This window comes from Bdellovibrionota bacterium (assembly GCA_040386775.1).
Lineage (GTDB): Bacteria > Bdellovibrionota > Bdellovibrionia > Bdellovibrionales > JAEYZS01 > JAEYZS01.
In genome coordinates this window covers 83,565-99,329 of record JAZKEU010000007.1, presented here as the reverse complement: position 1 = coordinate 99,329, position 15,765 = coordinate 83,565, and the positions used below count along the sequence as shown (strand labels likewise).

Here is a 15,765-nt window from a genome sequence, read left to right as displayed (position 1 = left end):
ATATTCCCTACTGCTGCCTCCCGTAGGAGTCTGGACCGTGTCTCAGTTCCAGTGCGGATGATCATCCTCTCAGACCATCTACCGATCATTGCCTTGGTAAGCCATTACCTCACCAACTAGCTAATCGGACGCAGACTCATCCTTCAGCGAATAAATCCTTTAACCCCTTGCTCCTCAGAGCTTGTGGTCTTATGCGGTATTAGCACTCCTTTCGGAGAGTTATTCCCCACTGAAGGGCAGATTATCTACGTGTTCCTCGCCCGTGCGCCGCTCTTACTCACCCGAAGGCTTTCGTCGCTCGACTTGCATGTATTAGGCACGCCGCCAGCGTTTGTCCTGAGCCAGAATCAAACTCTTCACTTAAAAAGTAAAAAAGTTCGAACTACTCATAAATCAATATAAATTGTTGCGAAATTAAAATTCAAATTTTGACTTGTTAATCGATTACTCGATTAACGAGACCCAAAAAATAATAACTGATTCTTATAAAGCTATTTAGTTTTCAAAGAGCAAAAACAAGAAGGTTTGAAATATTAGAGTTCCAATATTTCGTCAACGAGTATTTTTAAATTATTTAAATATTTTTTAAAGTAATTTAGTTATCTCGAAAAGGTGAAATGTGTTGTACAGAAATGGCCTAATCCCGTCAATGCATTCTTCAAAAATAATTTAAAAAAAACTAAAAAACTTTTGTGCGACGCGCCTCAACTTTAAAAATACAGTAAATTCAATAGGTTAAACATTAAGCTCAAAAAGATATTTTTGCTGAAAATGTATGCATACAGGGAATCTAATGCAAAATGGTTGGAAATCAAGTTCAACCTAAAGCCAATAACGCTCGTTTTTCCAAAAATTATTCCTATATATATCGAAATATCGAATGTGCTAACCTAATCCTTCCAGGAACCATAGTTTTTGATGTTACAGCAGGAGAATAATATGAAACCTACTCTCTATCATTATAGTCACTGTCCATTTTGCGTTCGCGTGAGAATGGCAGCGGGTTTTTTAAAAATCAATTACGATACGAAGCTTCTTCGTTACGATGATGAGCAGACACCAATAAGACTTGCGGGAAGTAAAATGCTTCCCATTTGGGTGAATGAGAATGGGAATGCTATCAATGAGAGCTTAGATATTATTTCTCTTATTGATATTAAAAATAAATTTGATACGAAGAAAACAATGTTCACTCAAGAATGGAAATCATTCGAGGAAAGAGTGAATGAACTTTCAGGATATGTTCATAACCTTGCAATGCCTTACTTTATATATACAAAAGAGTTCGATGATAAATCGAAAATTTACTTTCAAAAAAAGAAAGAGCAAAAAAGAGGGCCTTTTGAAGTCTTAATTAAGAATAGAAATCTTTTCGAAAAAGAACTTCAAGAGTGTCTAGTGAGTTTAGAAAAAGATATTGCGGAATACTATAAGTCTAAATCTCTCACTCTTCATGATGTGATACTTGCTTCTCATCTTTGGGGAATGTATGTGGTACCGGAGTTTCAATTCTCCCCAAAACTTCACTCTTACCTTCAAAGGGTAAAAAAAGAGTGCAACTTTGAATATCAAGAAGATCTTTGGAAATAGCCGAAACCCGAATTTGATCCGAAAAACCTACGATAGATAAAATCAACTGTATTATATGTGTAAGACAAGAGGATTCGGGATTTGCATTATTTTGAAGAATGCAAAAAATCTATGCACCCTCTTTTTTATATATTTTTATGACCTATAAAATGAAAAACGACATTCCTATCGATCTTTTGGAAAGCACCTATCTAGATCATCTTGAAACTTTAAAAAAACAATTGGGATTGTGTCTGCATTCAGTTGAAGTGCATCAGACTCAGACAAAGTTGATATGCTCACTTGTGAATTTTTGTGATGAAAAAGATCAGGAAAAATTAAAAGAAGCTTTGATTGAAATTTCACATAAAGTGTTTTCGATCTTTGAACCACAAATAAAAACTCCCATTGTTTTGCAATGGGAGCTGATATGATTGAACGAAAATTCGAAGGAACTGAACGTTTTATTTTAATCCTGTACCGCTAATATTTAGGAACGTTGTCATCCCTGTAGAGCCTCTCACAGAGTAACTGCAACTATGGTAGCCGGCTCTTGTTGGTCTGAATTGAACCGAAATTTGGCATTGGCCATATTTTGGAAGACTATAACAATTATGACTCACACGGAAGTCTTGAGGACAAAAGCCACTCACCTGTATGTTTTCTGTTTTGTCGCCAGTGTTTCGAACATAAGACACTTGTTGGTGATATCCAAAGCCATCTACTTTTACTGAACCAAACATTAAGCTCGTTGGGCTCACGTTGATGTCTGCAAATGATGGATTTGTGAAAAGCATAGCAAAAGCTAATGCGATAATAGATTTCATGATTTCCCCCTTAGAAATGAAATATTTATTTCGGCCTTGTTATCAGAATACAAAAATTTGGGAAACTCAATCTCGATTTTTTTAATTGTCGCTCAAATATCTAGAGAGACTCACTTCAAAGCATGAGCATAGTGTAGAGATTGTATCGAGCCAGCTGCGTCATAACTTGTAATTGTTTTAGTTGAGCCAAAAGCCGTTGCTGATTTTTACCGTTCTATAGATATTTGATACATCTCAAAAAGGGGGGATTATATGGTACGTGTGTATTTAATGATGTTCGCAATTCTTTTTTCAATCAACTCATTCGCTTTAGATTTAGATCTAGAAATGGATCTCAGTAGAACTTGGCCAACGGCAAATTACAGTAATGATCCTGGTGCAAACCCTAGTCATATCTTTGGAGTTTATAAACCTGTTAAAGGATATCAAGATCCTGACATGAATGTGGCTCTTAAGCTTGCCTCACCTCTCTCAGAGCAAAGATTTGAAAGCTATGATGTTGTTGTTCTTATCAATATCAATAGCGTTAAAGACGACCTTGCTCCCACAAAAGGACAAACCATCCGTGTTTATGTAAGACCAGAAGTGATTGCTAAAATTGGCGTGGAACAATTCACGAATACAACTTATGATGCTGCTACTGGACTGCTTTACTACTGGAAAACTTCTACAGCTAGAGCTGGAAAAGTCACTCCTCGTGGATATTATAGACCCGAAGCATTCTCTTCTGATCATAAATCGAGCATCTACAACAACTCCCCGATGCCTTGGGCAGTTTTCTTCAATGGAAGTATTGCTAGTCACGGAACAGGACATGTCGATCACTTAGGACAAATTGCATCTGCGGGTTGCGCAAGACTTGAGCCACAAAGAGCGGAAGATCTATTTAATCTTATCGGGCTAACAGGCAAAGACTGGGTTGATCAAATTGATAGAAATGGCAACCTGGTATACAGTGCTGGAAAAATCGTTCAGGCACAGCACTACAAGACTGTCATTGCTGTTCGTTAATATCAAAAAAAGGTTCAACTTGAAAAAAGTTGAACCTTTTCTTTTCTAACTTATCAAATAAATTTAAATTATTAACGACAGTATCTTGGATTTACTGCGTATCCGTCGTTCATGATCACATGATATGGAGTCCACTGGTAACAGTAGATATAACCATCGAAGCCACGTCCCCAATCAAAATATGAAGGATTCACTCTTTCGCAGTTCATTGGATGAACGGGTCTTCCGTTATTTAAAACGTAACCGTGATTATCAAATTCATAACAGTATCCCCAGCCATTTTGGCCGCGTGCCCAGTCAAAAAATGTGTAATAGTTAGGATGATGATCGCGCTCTTGAGAAATGTTTTTCTCGCCAGCGTAAATATCAGATTGTATTGCTTCTGCCGCAAATCCATTGCTCGACATTACATTTATTACGAAAAATAAAGATAAGATTAAAACTAATTTAGTCATTGAATTCCCCCTTAAATTAAATGCTTTTACGCTTAAAAATGCTTTTACACTTAAAGCATCCCTAAAGCAGAGTTGAACTGTCAAATGGTTATTTGAACAACATACCCGTCACAATATGATTTAGAGCTATTGAACTGAAATTAAAGTGTTTTTAGAAAATCCAATAAGATGAAATATGTCTTTTGCACGCTGAGGTTCTAATCTCACACATCCGGCTGAAGCCTTAGAGCCCAATTGAGAAATCGAGTCCATATATGTTCCATGAAGAGCAATATCATGACTAAAAAATACCGCCCATGGCATAAAAGCATCTTCATAAATACTTGAACGATGATCTGATGAAAATAACTGTGGAACAAAATATCCATAAGGAGTTGTTTTGCCCGCTCTAGCGGTTGAAACTTTCCAATAAAAAACTAAACCTGTTTTTGTATCATAGTTAGTTTCTGCAAACTTTTCGACACCAAGGGATCTTACGAGACTTTCCCTCACATACACGCGAATGGTTTGCTCGCGAAGAGGGGCACTGGTCACAGAGTCGATAGAGTTATCTATATTGATCAATACGATCACGTCATTATTTTGAAACTTTGGATTCTCTAAAGGCGAAGAAGCCATAAGTGCTTCGTTGAAATTAGGATCACTGTAAATTCCTTTTACCGTACGGTATGTTCCAAAAATATGTGAGGAATTTGCTCCGGGATCATCAGCGAAATAGGAGGCTGGATAGGTTCTGGCGTGAGCGTCTGTATTTAACAAACACATTAAGCAAAAAATAAATGTTATTCGTAGTAACATTAGAATCCTTTTACTCTAAAGCCGAAACTTCTCTATATTCACACTTTATTGATTTAACGATGACGTTTCCATCCACCGTATACTGATACAAGTACCAGTCATCCAATTCGCTTCTAATTTGGTATGTACTGCCCTTCATCCCGTGCGGCGTAGGGAGATTGATCGCTTCATCAATAAATTCTTGATAATCTTTTACTCCATAAAGTGTGCCATGGGTGAGGTACTCAACTTCGATATCTAGGCGTTTTTTTTCACGCACAGTGATCTCAAGTTTTTGTATCTCAAGATCTGGTGCCTTTTTTGGAGGAACACAGAACAATTGAAGGGTCATCGCTGCGGCCGTGGCGATTTCAGTAAAGGCCATTCACTTTCCCTTTCTTCACATCCACGAAAATTTGGAAATCTTGAAGAATATCTTTATAATTTCTGAGAGTCTTTGCGCCCTCAGTGAAATATATGCGAATAGAGCAAAATCTTGGTGTCGTAGCAGGACTCTGGTTTATGGGAGATTCAAAATTCAAATACCCGTTAAATATAGGAAGCTGACCAGAAGACCACGAAATATCGGATTCAATGGCAACACCACTTGGAAGCTCTCCAGGAGCACGAGGCTTAAGGTTTTGCCCCATGCCTCGGAGATCACAGGTCACTTCGTATTTTGAAAGGAGACGGGCTTTTTCTGCGTAAGCAACGTTATTTTTAACAAGATTACGAATATCAATGTCTATAGATACACTGTAAATATCTTTGCTCGCATCCGAGACTTGATTATTGTAACTGGTTTGCAGATTTTCTTGTGGGCCCAAATAGCAAAACTCTACGTAATATTGAGTGCCGTAGCTTTCTGTTGAGAGATCAAACTGTAAGTTATCTAGGTGTGTGATCCAAGGGCTAACAGATGCGACGCTAAAAACACCTTGGCCATAGGTACTAGAAACAGCAAATTTACCTTGGTCAGAAGTAAAAATACCTCTATCTAAACCACCTTTTCGCTCCATTCCGTTATCCGCATGCCTAGTACCGATGGAACATGGATAAATTGTATCTACCGGTGGTGGCGTAGTGGTTGCGACTGCTACTGTAGAAAATAAAATGGAAAGTAAATAAATTAAAGTACGCATGATAACTCCGGAAGTCCTTCTGAGGATTTTTCAAAACTTTGGAGCACAGGAGAATCTTTTTTAACGTTTATGTTTTCCATTTTGAAAGATAAATCTTCTTCGTTGACCTCACCCAATGTGAAACGAGATGAAAGTTTTAAGAAATAACTCTTTTGATTCGCTTTTTGACATTTTGATTTATCGCTGTTGCAAACAGATTCATAGATGGGTGGAAATTGGGTTTCGGAACCAAATCCTCTGAAAAACTGTCTGATTTTTTCAAATTCTTTGTTGATGTCCATTTCTGGGCTCAATGCAGGCAATGAACTGATGGTGGGCATCAATTTCATTGCTGAAATTTCAGAAATTGGCCTGATCGTATCTAGGCCTGCCACTCCATTAATAAGGGTAAGATCTAGCAGTAATTGCTCGTAGTTGCTTGTAAGTAAAATAAAGTCGTCGTAAGGGTTATAGAAGTTCAATTGAATTTCGTATTGCTTACCTTTTTCCATTTTGTAATTTTCGATCACTTTTTTGCCGAAGCTATAGATCCCTTGCCACTGAGCTTTTACGAATGGATCGTAAATGTTTCCTGTATACCAAGCATCAATGTGCTTTCTTTTGCCATTAGATATTTCAAACAGTTCAACTTCGGCGGCCAGCGGAACTTGATAGTCCCCTGCACCAGCACACAATCCATTCACGCATTTTCTTTGTGACTTGTTGTCGACAAAGACTTGCATATCAATGAATGTTTTTTGCTCATCTCCACGCGAATCATCTTTGATTTTAATTTGTCCCATGTAGATATCTGGCGCGTATTCTACCGGAAATCTTGGTCCTTCATCGATTACACCCTTATATAAAGGCATGATGTTGTCATCTGGCAACATTGCTAATCTTACTTTTTGTGAGCCAATTTGGTTATTGATGTAGGTTCCACTGTCATCAGGAACAACGTAGGCGTTAAGTACCGCTTCCAAATCTGACATTTGGATATGATTGTCTTTAAGATACTGCGCCTTTGCACAATTCTTATCTATGATTAAAGAAAGAGAGACTCTCATGTCTGGTTTGATAGGTAGGAAGCAGATATCTCCTCTAGCCTCTAATTTTGTCGGAGAAATTCTTTCGATCTTACAGAATTTTTGTTTTGGATTGAACTCGATTTGCTTTTGGTCCAAATGACTCACTTCGATCTTCATACAAGATCTCAGAAGCTTGAATTGTTCATCGAAGAGTTTTTTCTTTTCGTCGAAAGAAGAAATAGTTATAGGTGCATTTTTAATTTCGCATAAATCTGGCTTTAACACTCCATCAAATGACACGTCACCGACGTCGGAAGCCAATGATGGTTTTCTTAAAGCAAGACCGAATGCCAGTTGCTGACCAACTGCTGATTTACATCCATCCACTGTTACAGGAGGAAATTCATTGGCGAGTACGCCGAACATTCCTGTCGTTTGATGCTGGTAATTGATATAGAAATTCATTGGAGGGTGAGCTTGCATTGAGCAGCCTCCCCCCATGAATTTTTGCGCGTAAACATTGGAAGACAAAAGGAGCATGAGACTTATTAAAGCCATCAGATTCGTTGCCGGTCTTTGTTTTAATTTCATCTTAATACTCCTCGTATTTTCAATACGCATAAAAAAATTCGGATTAGTTAGTCCATTGAGTCCAGTTTGTTGAACCTTGGTTTTGACCTTCTTCAATAGAAGTGTATGTACACATTTCAGCACCATGTCTTGTCCAGCTTCTGAAGTTTGGCTTCGCAGCTTTGTAGTTTGTTTCTGTAAATACATAACGAACTTTACAGAATCTTGGGGCTTTAGATGAGTTATTCACTAACCATTGATCGATTGTTGTTACACCAGAAGCGGGAAGTGATGACGCTGAAGAAGAAAGGAATGAACCTGAACCTTCAGTTGCACCGTTTGGATTTCCGTTACTTGCAACAGAGAATCCAGCTTCGTTGTCTGCTGTATTGTATTGGCCATTTGCATTTCTTGCGTGAACGTAGCTACCAGTACCTTGGAAATCACAAGAAACGTAAGTTTGAACTTGAACGCCTGCTCTTTCGATGTACTTGATGAAATCTTCTGGAATTGTCAAACCGTCACGATTGTTTTCGCCACCATTAACACTGTTTGAAAGGAAGTTAACACCTGCTGCTTGCGTGAAGATAGACCAGTTTGCTGGAATTTGATCTTCGAAATACTCAATTTGAGATCCGCGGTAACAGATATCAACGTAGTATTTAGCGCTATACAATTCAGAACCTAGATCGAAGTGCAAGTTTGTTAGAACTTTGTTCCATGAAACATTGTCTTCAAAAGCATAAGGTTTGCTGCTGTTCACGGCAAATTTTGCTTTCCCTTGACCAGTTACAGAGTTCAATTCGTGGTGATCTTTCCAGTCTTTGTACTCGGCAACACCGTAGTTCATAAGATAGTCGCCACCGTTTCCGCCAGAACAAACGCAACGTGATTCACAGTTGCCTTTTGCTGTAGAACAAGTGTCTGGGTTACACACGTTTTGTGTGTTTTCGAAATAACAAACTCTTTGGTTTGTTTGTTGGGCAATGATCCCTGCGTTACATGGATAGATACTTGGGCCAGAAGAGAAAACTTTGAATTTGTATCTCAAAGAAATTGCTTCAGCTTGGAATCCCATGAGCAGAACCGCTGCTATTAATAGAATGTGCTTCATTTTGGTCTCCTCCCTAAATTAGGGTTTTATTGGGTTAGTTGGTTAGTCTTATTGCTTCTTTTTTTGTATTCTTGTCCTGAACAGTGCGGACATAACTTTGTCCTTTTTTGTCTGAACAAATTACGCCAGCCACTTCTCGCGGCTGATTTTTTTCATTTAAATTAATAATCAGAATGGGATCTGTGTCTTGAGGTGGGCAGAAGGAAGCAAAATCATTCTTCACTTCTTCTGATCCCCAGGCTTTATAAAAGTTGTAAACGCTTTTATAAGTCGCCAGGACATATCTTTGCTCGGTTAAATAACCCAGCATTTGTGATTGATCCAAAACCTGATTTGTAACGACAAAATTGTCTTTTGCTCGAGTGAATAACAACCTCATAAAAAAATCGTTACTACCGGCGCAGTTGGTGCAAAGACCTTCTTCTTTGATGCAAAATGATTTGTCTTCGCATATTTGAAGGCAGATGTTTTCTTCTGTCGGTGAGCATAAAATTTTAGTGATATTGACGTACTCGGCTTGGGCATTTTCGTAAGTGGTGTATTCTATCTTTACAGCGAAAGCTTTGAGCGAAATTAAGAAAGTAATCAAAATCAACGCTATCTTCATAGAGAACCTCCGCTGATTAGAGGAGTAGCACCACAGTGACTTCTTTTGCGTCGAACGTTCTTTTCTAAAGAAATAACTTCAAAAGTTTTTTGATTTTGATCGCAGTTGAAAGTCAGTTCGTAATTCCAACCGCATTTGTCTTTGTATTTGGTTACGTATGAATTGCCGGCTTTATTGATGACCAAAGACTTTACGTCTTTGTCTGTTTCTTTTTCAAGAGCCATGGAAGCGCGAGCTCTACAGAAATTTTCTTTGCATGGTTTTCCTTTTTTTATATCATCCACGCATGACGAAGGAATTCCGTTATATTGTTTGTAGGTATTGCTGAGGAGATTCAAATCAATATTGTAAGATCTCGGTACGTTCACTGGATCTTTCATTCCCTTGAAAAATCTGTACATAGATCGGAATAGATAGGCTCCAAATTTCAATGGATTGAAAGGTCCTACTCCACCGGCATAGTGAGCCGCGGTGGATGTCATCCCAACGAAGTTTAAAGTACAACCAGTACAGAAAGTTCTATCGGTGGGGGCATTTTTTACGGCATCTTTAGGAGTATTGTAATCTAATCCTCGTTTGGATTTGATGGTACAAGCATTGATGGTTATGCCGCCAAAGGTGTAAAAATTAAAAGCTTTATCGGAATTCGGAGAAATTTGAACTGCGCATGGTGCTCCTGCTAATGGACCTAGATCGGCAAGAATCGATGTGGCCATACGGCCTTTTTCAATGTTTGGATCAAATCTTACCTCACCATTTTCGATCATAGATTTGAAAGAGGTAACTTTATTCGGAGTGAAATCAACATCTAAATAAATGGGTAAACCTGATGCACCCACCGCAACGGTATTGACTAAATCCGCGACTAATCTTTTACGAGTGCGCTTTTTAGCAAACCACGGGTCGTAAACTTTGCACGCGTTGAGTTCGTTGTATGGATTTAACATCTCACTGCTTTGAATGTGTCCGCTGGATAAAAATCCTTCAGAAAATTTTGAAACATTTAAAAGATCAATGGCGTACTTTAAAACATTTCTTACACAATCTGGTGAGGTCTTACATAAAACAACATCTCCGGTTCCTAAGAAAGTGGCGCCTTCTCCGTACTGAATAACGGCTCTCCCCTCTTCTGAGGTGACCTGAATGGGAGTGAGCATTTCTTTTGCCCACGGTCTGTAGCCTTTTTGGTTTGGTAATGTTTCTTCGTCGAAATCAAAATAGCCGGTTTCTTCAAGCTCACCACAGAATATGCCAACTTGATCTGCGACAGTTTTATAATAAGCAACTTGTTCAGGGATTGAACGTCCGACAGAACTGGATTGCTTAAGCATGTTGTCAATTTCGGTGACTCTTAAAATATCAGAACGGATGAAGTCAAATTGTTCATTTGAGCTTAAATTCCACTCGGAACAAAGATAGTAAAGTTCATTTTTAAGTGCCGATGTCCCACCATCGAATTGCTTGGTTTCTCTAAGTGAAGTCACTAAATCCTGTGCCGTAAATTTTGAAGAGAGAATGGAATAAAACTGATGGGCATTGAGCAATCTATTTTTGAAAAGAACTTGGCGCTCTTGGAAATTCCCGCTGAAATTCTTTACCCAATCACTGGCTTTGTCGTAATCCGCTAGAGCCATAAAATCATTATTAACGGATCTAGCACCTTTTCGCAGAAGCTCAGCCTCAGGACCCGATGTTAAAACTTTATCGAATTCTTCGGTTTGGACTTTAACTTTAGCAAGTTCTCTTAAAGAATTAAGAGAAAGGTTTTCTGAATCACATTGAGGAGCCGTTAAGCTTTTACATCCGTTGGAAACAAAAAGTAAACTTTCTTCGAGATCAATATTTCTGAATGGCAAGTTGAATTTAGGCGCAGTTTTTTTGACTTCAGATGCATTTCTCCAAGCCCAAGATAAATAAATTTTGACGGAATTCCAGAAATCGAATCCAACGGTATCCCATCTTTTGCTTTCAGTTAGAACTTCGATTTGAAATGCTACTGAACGAGAATCAATCGCATCACTCGTGTCACTACAATTAGTAACGTAGACATCATTATCAGCTAGAGCCTTCGCTAAATTATTTAATCCTGCGCGGCCGATGTCTGTTCCATAGAGATGGGACTGAAGTGGTGAAAATTTCTTAAGGATATAGCATTGATTTTGAATTTCTCCGGGCTTTAAAAATTGAGTTTCATTAAAACTATCAATTTTTGCAAAAGACTGGGTTCGACTTTTAGAATTTTTGTCCTGAGAAGCTGTCCATAAACTTTTAAGATAGGCGGAAAGCTCGGGGCAGTATACTTCCGAGTTACAGTGATTTGCAATTTGCGCGTACTTTAAAGTACTAAGAGATAAATTGGATGGAAGAAGTGGTAATTCACCAGAGGACAATTTTTGAATGATACTATTTTGTAAAGATGCAACTGAAAGACGAAATTCCTTCATTCCCTGAGAGGATAAAGTATTAGCGTCTTTTCCCATGGATTTTGCTAATCCATGGCTCAAGCGACCGGCATTGTAGCCGTCCATGATTAAGAACGTTGATTTTGTAGCCTTCGCAGAATCTAGTGCACACTGAGCGCGGTTTGAAATTTCAAGATCATTGAGTTTCAAATCCATTGCCCATGCAGAGCTTGATAAGAGTGTTATCGCTACAACTAACCATTTCATTACAATTTGCATCCTGGACCCGATATGGAAGTTAACGACTTCGAAATTGAAGTCGCATTTCAATCAGAGAAATATCAGTCATTATCTACCAGAGCTGCCATTTCCAGATCGGCAACTCTCAACATTGTTCATGATTGTCGTATAGAGAAGAATGGTAGTTTGCTCAGAAGGATAGAAAGTTCTTTTTGGAGTTCCATCTTCATTCACCATAGTTTCTGCATAAAGTTTCATTGTTCTGAAGAATGACTTGTCCATTTGAATGACCGAATTACACTTAGTGTTTTCGTATCTCACTGTTACACCCCAATACTCTCTAGAATTGATATTGGCATCACCAACGATAACTGTGCCTCCACCTGAACCGTAAAATCCGTTACCACTTCCCTCACCAAGATTGAACTCGACAGACCAACCACGGCTATGCGTGTTTTTGCTGGCAGCAGTACAAAGATTTCCTACGCAAGCAATATCCATGTCTTTTTGAATGCGCTCATGAATTGTCGCGATGTCATTATTTGTAATTGGTTTTTGATCATACTCGGGCATTTCTTTTTCGAATTCGTTGGATTGAGCATTGAGTTGAGTGGAAGCGAGAACAACTGTGGATAGCGCAATAACGGTTAGTAGCGATTTTAACATTTTCATTTTAGGGTATCCTCTCAAAAGATTTACTGGGGTTTACTTGAGAGGAGAGTTGTATTGGAGTTGCCGAAAAATCCCTATAAGAATCTATAAAGATGTAAATGTTCTAGGTAGATTTAGAAAAAAATTCTAAAATCAAGAAAATTTTTAATTTTAGTAAATAAATTATGTTTAATATATCTTTAATGTGTAAGAAATTTATTATTCAGACACGGAACATGTGTACTGAAAATCACAAAAGGGCAGAAATTTTAAGGATTTACAAAACCTTCACCGCGGCAATTTACTGGAATTATAACTGACTTATCAACCCCGGTAGCTACATCATTTGGTCCGTGTAGCAAGTATGTTCCTCTGTACTGATATTTATAATTTACGAATTCCCATTCACCTTGCTCTTCAATGGCAAGCGTTCCTCTGTATGTCTCTTCTTTCTCGCCATTAAAAATTATACTGACACCTGTATAAACACCCCTTGGAAAATGGTAGCCGCTGCTCTGAGATTGTTTGATTTGCTGAAAAGAATAACCCATTCCTTCTTTGGGATGTGGGCTTGCGAAAGTCTGCTCAAATGTAATAACTCTAGGAGAGTGGTCCATTGATGCTAAGAAAACAACTCTGGGTTTAGGATTTCCTTCGTCTTCAAAACATTTAATTTGGATGGCATGAACATTGAGTTGAAAGAAAAAAACTACGAAAAAAATGATGTTTTTTAGCATATGACTCCCCTTGCTTCTTTGGAAACTATTATCGATGCATTGAGTTTGCAAGGTGAATTATTTTTGAGCACTTTAAACTGCATTATGTCTATTAACGCCTGGGCATACAAATGTCTGAGGATTCCGACATTAATTAATTCAGCCTCAGCGTCTCAATTTGAGATCTTTCTTAATTCTAGATGTTATAAACCATTGATTTTACTGCTAGTTATAATTTAATATAACCACTGTTGTAATCATGATTATATTCCGATATAATTAATAGTGAGGTGATAGTTATGAAAAAAAACTTAACTGCAATTGGATCAAGCCTTGGTTTAATCATTGATAAACCAATTGCTGACCTTTACCAATTAGATCGTAACACAGTAGTCGAAGTCACTCCTGAAAAAGACGGCTTAAACATTCGCTTTCTTAAAAGCAATGACTTACGCGCAAGTGATGATGAAGTTATGAAAGCCGCTAAAGGCATTAATAAACGCTATAGTAAAATGATGAAGAATTTAGCGAAATGATTAAGCTTCTCACTTATGGCCAAGTCATTAAGCTACATGAGATGTCTATAGAAGATTTTGGTGGCTCTCCTGGAGTAAAAGATGAAGGTCTTTTACTCTCAGCTTTAGCGCAACCTGAATCAGGTATTAGTGATGAATACTTTCACAAAGATTTATACGAGATGGCAGCAGCTTATCTTTTCCATCTTGTAAAGAATCATGCGTTTAATGATGGAAATAAGCGCATAGCAGCGCTTGTTTCATCTGTTTTTCTTGAAGTAAATGGTCTTCTCATTACTGCTGGCGAAGGTGAGTTTGAGAAGCTTGTTCTTGATGCTGCACAAAGTTTCGTAGACAAAAAGCGTATTGCTGAATTCTTCAAGAAAAATTCAAAACCAAAAGAATAAATTCAGTATTAAATAAGGAATATTTCGTTGAAATTACATCACCGAACTTGTTAAATTAACTAATGGCGAAGGAAAAAGAAAAAAATCAAATTAAGCAACTCCTAAGTTCTATCTTTTATAAAGATGATAATATTAGTTTCTTTTTCTTAAAGAAAAGTAAAATTAAATCTGAATTTGCTTATCAAATCCCCTTTAAGAGTAAAAAAAAAGCAAGTGTAGAAAAAATTAACTCCTCACAGAAACAATTTCAAAAAGAGACCGGGGTTCCTTGGGAATTTGTTCAATGGAGTAAGTTCATTGGGCAAATTGCTCCCGAATCTAAAGTCTATAAAACACCCTTCTTTGACACTCAGAATATTGAAATAAAAAATCCATGGCGAATCTGCCCTATTGGGGAACACTGGGTAAGAAGGCACCCTAAAAATTTAAAAACAGGCAAGATCACCGATCATGATGGACACTGCCGAAAGAATCCGTCGAAAAAAGATTTGATTAAAGGTGATGAGATGGAACTTATTTCTACGTCTGATTTATTTTTAAATCCAAAAGTTAGAGTTTCAAAAAATAACTTAAAATTGCCTCAAGTTTCTCTTTTAAAACAAAATCAATACGATGACCTTATTTCTGGCTGGACTGCCTATTGGAATGATGTTTTTCAACTAAAAAATCCACTCCACCCTAATTACGTTAAGGCCTTGATGGCGACGGAATCAACTTTTAATCCTAAAGCTAAGGCGCCCAATCCAAAAAAGATTGGCCTAGCCAGAGGACTTTTACAGCTAACGGAAGAGACAACTCGTCTAGCAAAAAATCATAAGCTCCATGAATACCGAGATCATCTTATTGATCTTGAATATGAAGATTTGTGGGATCCCAATAAAAATATTGCATTTGGAGTTAGGCACCTTTTTAGAAAAAGAGAAACGGCCAAAGCTCGACTTAAAAGAGAGCCTACATGGTTTGAAGTATTAATGGATTATAAAGGAACACTTAAAAGCAGAACGCCAAAGTCTGAAGAAGTAAGACAGAAACTGAAAGCACATCTTAAGCTAATGGGAATGGACGAGTGAATGAATAGAATCCTAACAATCCTCACAATGATTTTATCACTTAATGTAATCGCAAAAAGTGATAATGAGTTTAAAGATATGTATCTTTGCTTTCCTATTGGACAAATTGAAGTCGATGCTGAGTATGATAGAGTTCGCTGGCCCAACAGTGATTTAAACAACGTATGCTCTTTGGGTTTTCATATTAGAAAAACAAACCCCGCTTATTTTTATTACTCTCGAAGTTGGCGTGATCCATCTTATTGCAAAAGCTTTATGCATAAATGGGCAGAGTTGAAAAAAGAAAATAAAGAAATTTGTATCGCCGCTCGCCTAGATCCTCCCAACAAAAAAAAATATAAAGGAAAGGAATTCTTTCAAAGAAGCGCTCCTTATGAAGTCATAAAAAGTGGAAACTGGTGCCACAGTTATTTTGATGGATATTGTGATTAAAATGATTTTCACTTGTTATTGGATTTGATTTAAAATTGATTCAGAGTTTAGACCAAGGAGGATTTGTATTCCTTAACCAACCTTTTAACGAAGACATAGATCCCAGAAGTGCAATCACTGAATATGCGGGCCTAATTTACTTAGGCTCGACTTTTAATTTTTGATATTATCAATTATTTTTATAATCGCGCTATATGCTTAATTTTCTGCGCACGTGCTAGGTTGATAGCCTTTATTCAAACAGGCTACTTGG

General features: G+C 37.7%; 18 protein-coding genes and 1 rRNA gene. 7 read left to right on the top strand and 12 right to left on the bottom strand.

Going from position 1 to position 15,765, the window contains the following annotated elements; genetic code table 11:
• A 16S ribosomal RNA gene (locus tag V4596_02865) occupies nucleotides 1-363 on the bottom strand; the annotation flags it as partial.
• Between the two features lie 576 nt (nucleotides 364-939).
• On the opposite strand from V4596_02865, the gene grxB reads away from it, so the two are divergent.
• Nucleotides 940-1,590, top strand: a complete 651-nt coding sequence (grxB, locus tag V4596_02860) for a glutaredoxin 2 (GenBank protein ID MES2768061.1) — start codon at nucleotides 940-942, stop codon at nucleotides 1,588-1,590.
• Nucleotides 1,591-1,739: 149 nt separating this feature from the next.
• Nucleotides 1,740-2,003: a hypothetical protein gene (locus V4596_02855; protein ID MES2768060.1), complete on the top strand. Its 264-nt coding sequence runs from the start codon at nucleotides 1,740-1,742 to the stop codon at nucleotides 2,001-2,003.
• 30 nt (nucleotides 2,004-2,033) lie between these two features.
• On the opposite strand, the gene V4596_02850 is transcribed toward V4596_02855, so the two are convergent.
• Complete coding sequence (locus V4596_02850) at nucleotides 2,034-2,396, bottom strand: hypothetical protein (protein MES2768059.1); 363 nt, start codon at nucleotides 2,394-2,396, stop codon at nucleotides 2,034-2,036.
• 252 nt (nucleotides 2,397-2,648) lie between these two features.
• Here V4596_02850 and V4596_02845 point away from each other — a divergent pair, with 252 nt between their 5' ends.
• Complete coding sequence (locus V4596_02845; GenBank protein MES2768058.1) at nucleotides 2,649-3,407, top strand: L,D-transpeptidase; 759 nt, start codon at nucleotides 2,649-2,651, stop codon at nucleotides 3,405-3,407.
• A gap of 71 nt (nucleotides 3,408-3,478) precedes the next feature.
• Here the strand turns inward: V4596_02845 and V4596_02840 are convergent, their stop codons facing one another.
• The 10 genes from V4596_02840 to V4596_02795 all read right to left on the bottom strand — a co-directional run bounded on the left by V4596_02840 (nucleotide 3,479) and on the right by V4596_02795 (nucleotide 13,109).
• A complete protein-coding gene (locus V4596_02840; protein MES2768057.1) occupies nucleotides 3,479-3,862 on the bottom strand; it encodes a hypothetical protein in 384 nt (127 codons plus the stop codon).
• 126 nt (nucleotides 3,863-3,988) lie between these two features.
• The gene (locus tag V4596_02835) at nucleotides 3,989-4,660 is read right to left on the bottom strand and encodes a L,D-transpeptidase (protein ID MES2768056.1); all 672 of its coding nucleotides are present in this window, start codon (nucleotides 4,658-4,660) and stop codon (nucleotides 3,989-3,991) included.
• 10 nt (nucleotides 4,661-4,670) lie between these two features.
• On the bottom strand, nucleotides 4,671-5,024 hold the full coding sequence (locus V4596_02830) for a hypothetical protein (GenBank protein MES2768055.1): 354 nt from the start codon (nucleotides 5,022-5,024) through the stop codon (nucleotides 4,671-4,673).
• The gene (locus tag V4596_02825; GenBank protein MES2768054.1) at nucleotides 5,011-5,781 is read right to left on the bottom strand and encodes a hypothetical protein; all 771 of its coding nucleotides are present in this window, start codon (nucleotides 5,779-5,781) and stop codon (nucleotides 5,011-5,013) included. Before V4596_02825 ends, V4596_02830 begins: the two co-directional genes overlap by 14 nt.
• Nucleotides 5,769-7,379 carry a hypothetical protein gene (locus V4596_02820; protein MES2768053.1) on the bottom strand — a complete coding sequence of 537 codons (1,611 nt, stop codon included), beginning with the start codon at nucleotides 7,377-7,379 and terminating at the stop codon, nucleotides 5,769-5,771. Before V4596_02820 ends, V4596_02825 begins: the two co-directional genes overlap by 13 nt.
• Nucleotides 7,380-7,422: 43 nt before the next feature.
• Nucleotides 7,423-8,472, bottom strand: coding sequence for a protease (locus V4596_02815; protein MES2768052.1), 1,050 nt, complete (start codon nucleotides 8,470-8,472; stop codon nucleotides 7,423-7,425).
• 34 nt (nucleotides 8,473-8,506) lie between these two features.
• Nucleotides 8,507-9,079 carry a hypothetical protein gene (locus V4596_02810; GenBank protein ID MES2768051.1) on the bottom strand — a complete coding sequence of 191 codons (573 nt, stop codon included), beginning with the start codon at nucleotides 9,077-9,079 and terminating at the stop codon, nucleotides 8,507-8,509.
• A complete protein-coding gene (locus tag V4596_02805) occupies nucleotides 9,076-11,748 on the bottom strand; it encodes a hypothetical protein (GenBank protein ID MES2768050.1) in 2,673 nt (890 codons plus the stop codon). Before V4596_02805 ends, V4596_02810 begins: the two co-directional genes overlap by 4 nt.
• An 81-nt stretch (nucleotides 11,749-11,829) precedes the next feature.
• Nucleotides 11,830-12,393, bottom strand: coding sequence for a hypothetical protein (locus V4596_02800; GenBank protein MES2768049.1), 564 nt, complete (start codon nucleotides 12,391-12,393; stop codon nucleotides 11,830-11,832).
• Between the two features lie 248 nt (nucleotides 12,394-12,641).
• Nucleotides 12,642-13,109 carry a hypothetical protein gene (locus V4596_02795; GenBank protein ID MES2768048.1) on the bottom strand — a complete coding sequence of 156 codons (468 nt, stop codon included), beginning with the start codon at nucleotides 13,107-13,109 and terminating at the stop codon, nucleotides 12,642-12,644.
• Nucleotides 13,110-13,387: 278 nt separating this feature from the next.
• Here V4596_02795 and V4596_02790 point away from each other — a divergent pair, with 278 nt between their 5' ends.
• From V4596_02790 to V4596_02775, 4 genes are all read left to right on the top strand, one after another.
• A complete protein-coding gene (locus V4596_02790) occupies nucleotides 13,388-13,624 on the top strand; it encodes a hypothetical protein (GenBank protein MES2768047.1) in 237 nt (78 codons plus the stop codon).
• A complete protein-coding gene (locus tag V4596_02785; protein ID MES2768046.1) occupies nucleotides 13,621-14,010 on the top strand; it encodes a type II toxin-antitoxin system death-on-curing family toxin in 390 nt (129 codons plus the stop codon). The genes V4596_02790 and V4596_02785 overlap by 4 nt, the downstream gene beginning before the upstream one ends.
• 62 nt (nucleotides 14,011-14,072) lie before the next feature.
• Nucleotides 14,073-15,080 (top strand): transglycosylase SLT domain-containing protein, encoded by a 1,008-nt coding sequence (locus tag V4596_02780; protein ID MES2768045.1) that lies wholly within the window; start codon nucleotides 14,073-14,075, stop codon nucleotides 15,078-15,080.
• Entirely contained in the window at nucleotides 15,081-15,512 is a 432-nt protein-coding gene (locus tag V4596_02775; protein MES2768044.1) for a hypothetical protein, read from the top strand. It abuts the gene before it with no gap.
• The last annotated feature ends 253 nt before the right edge of the window (nucleotides 15,513-15,765 follow it).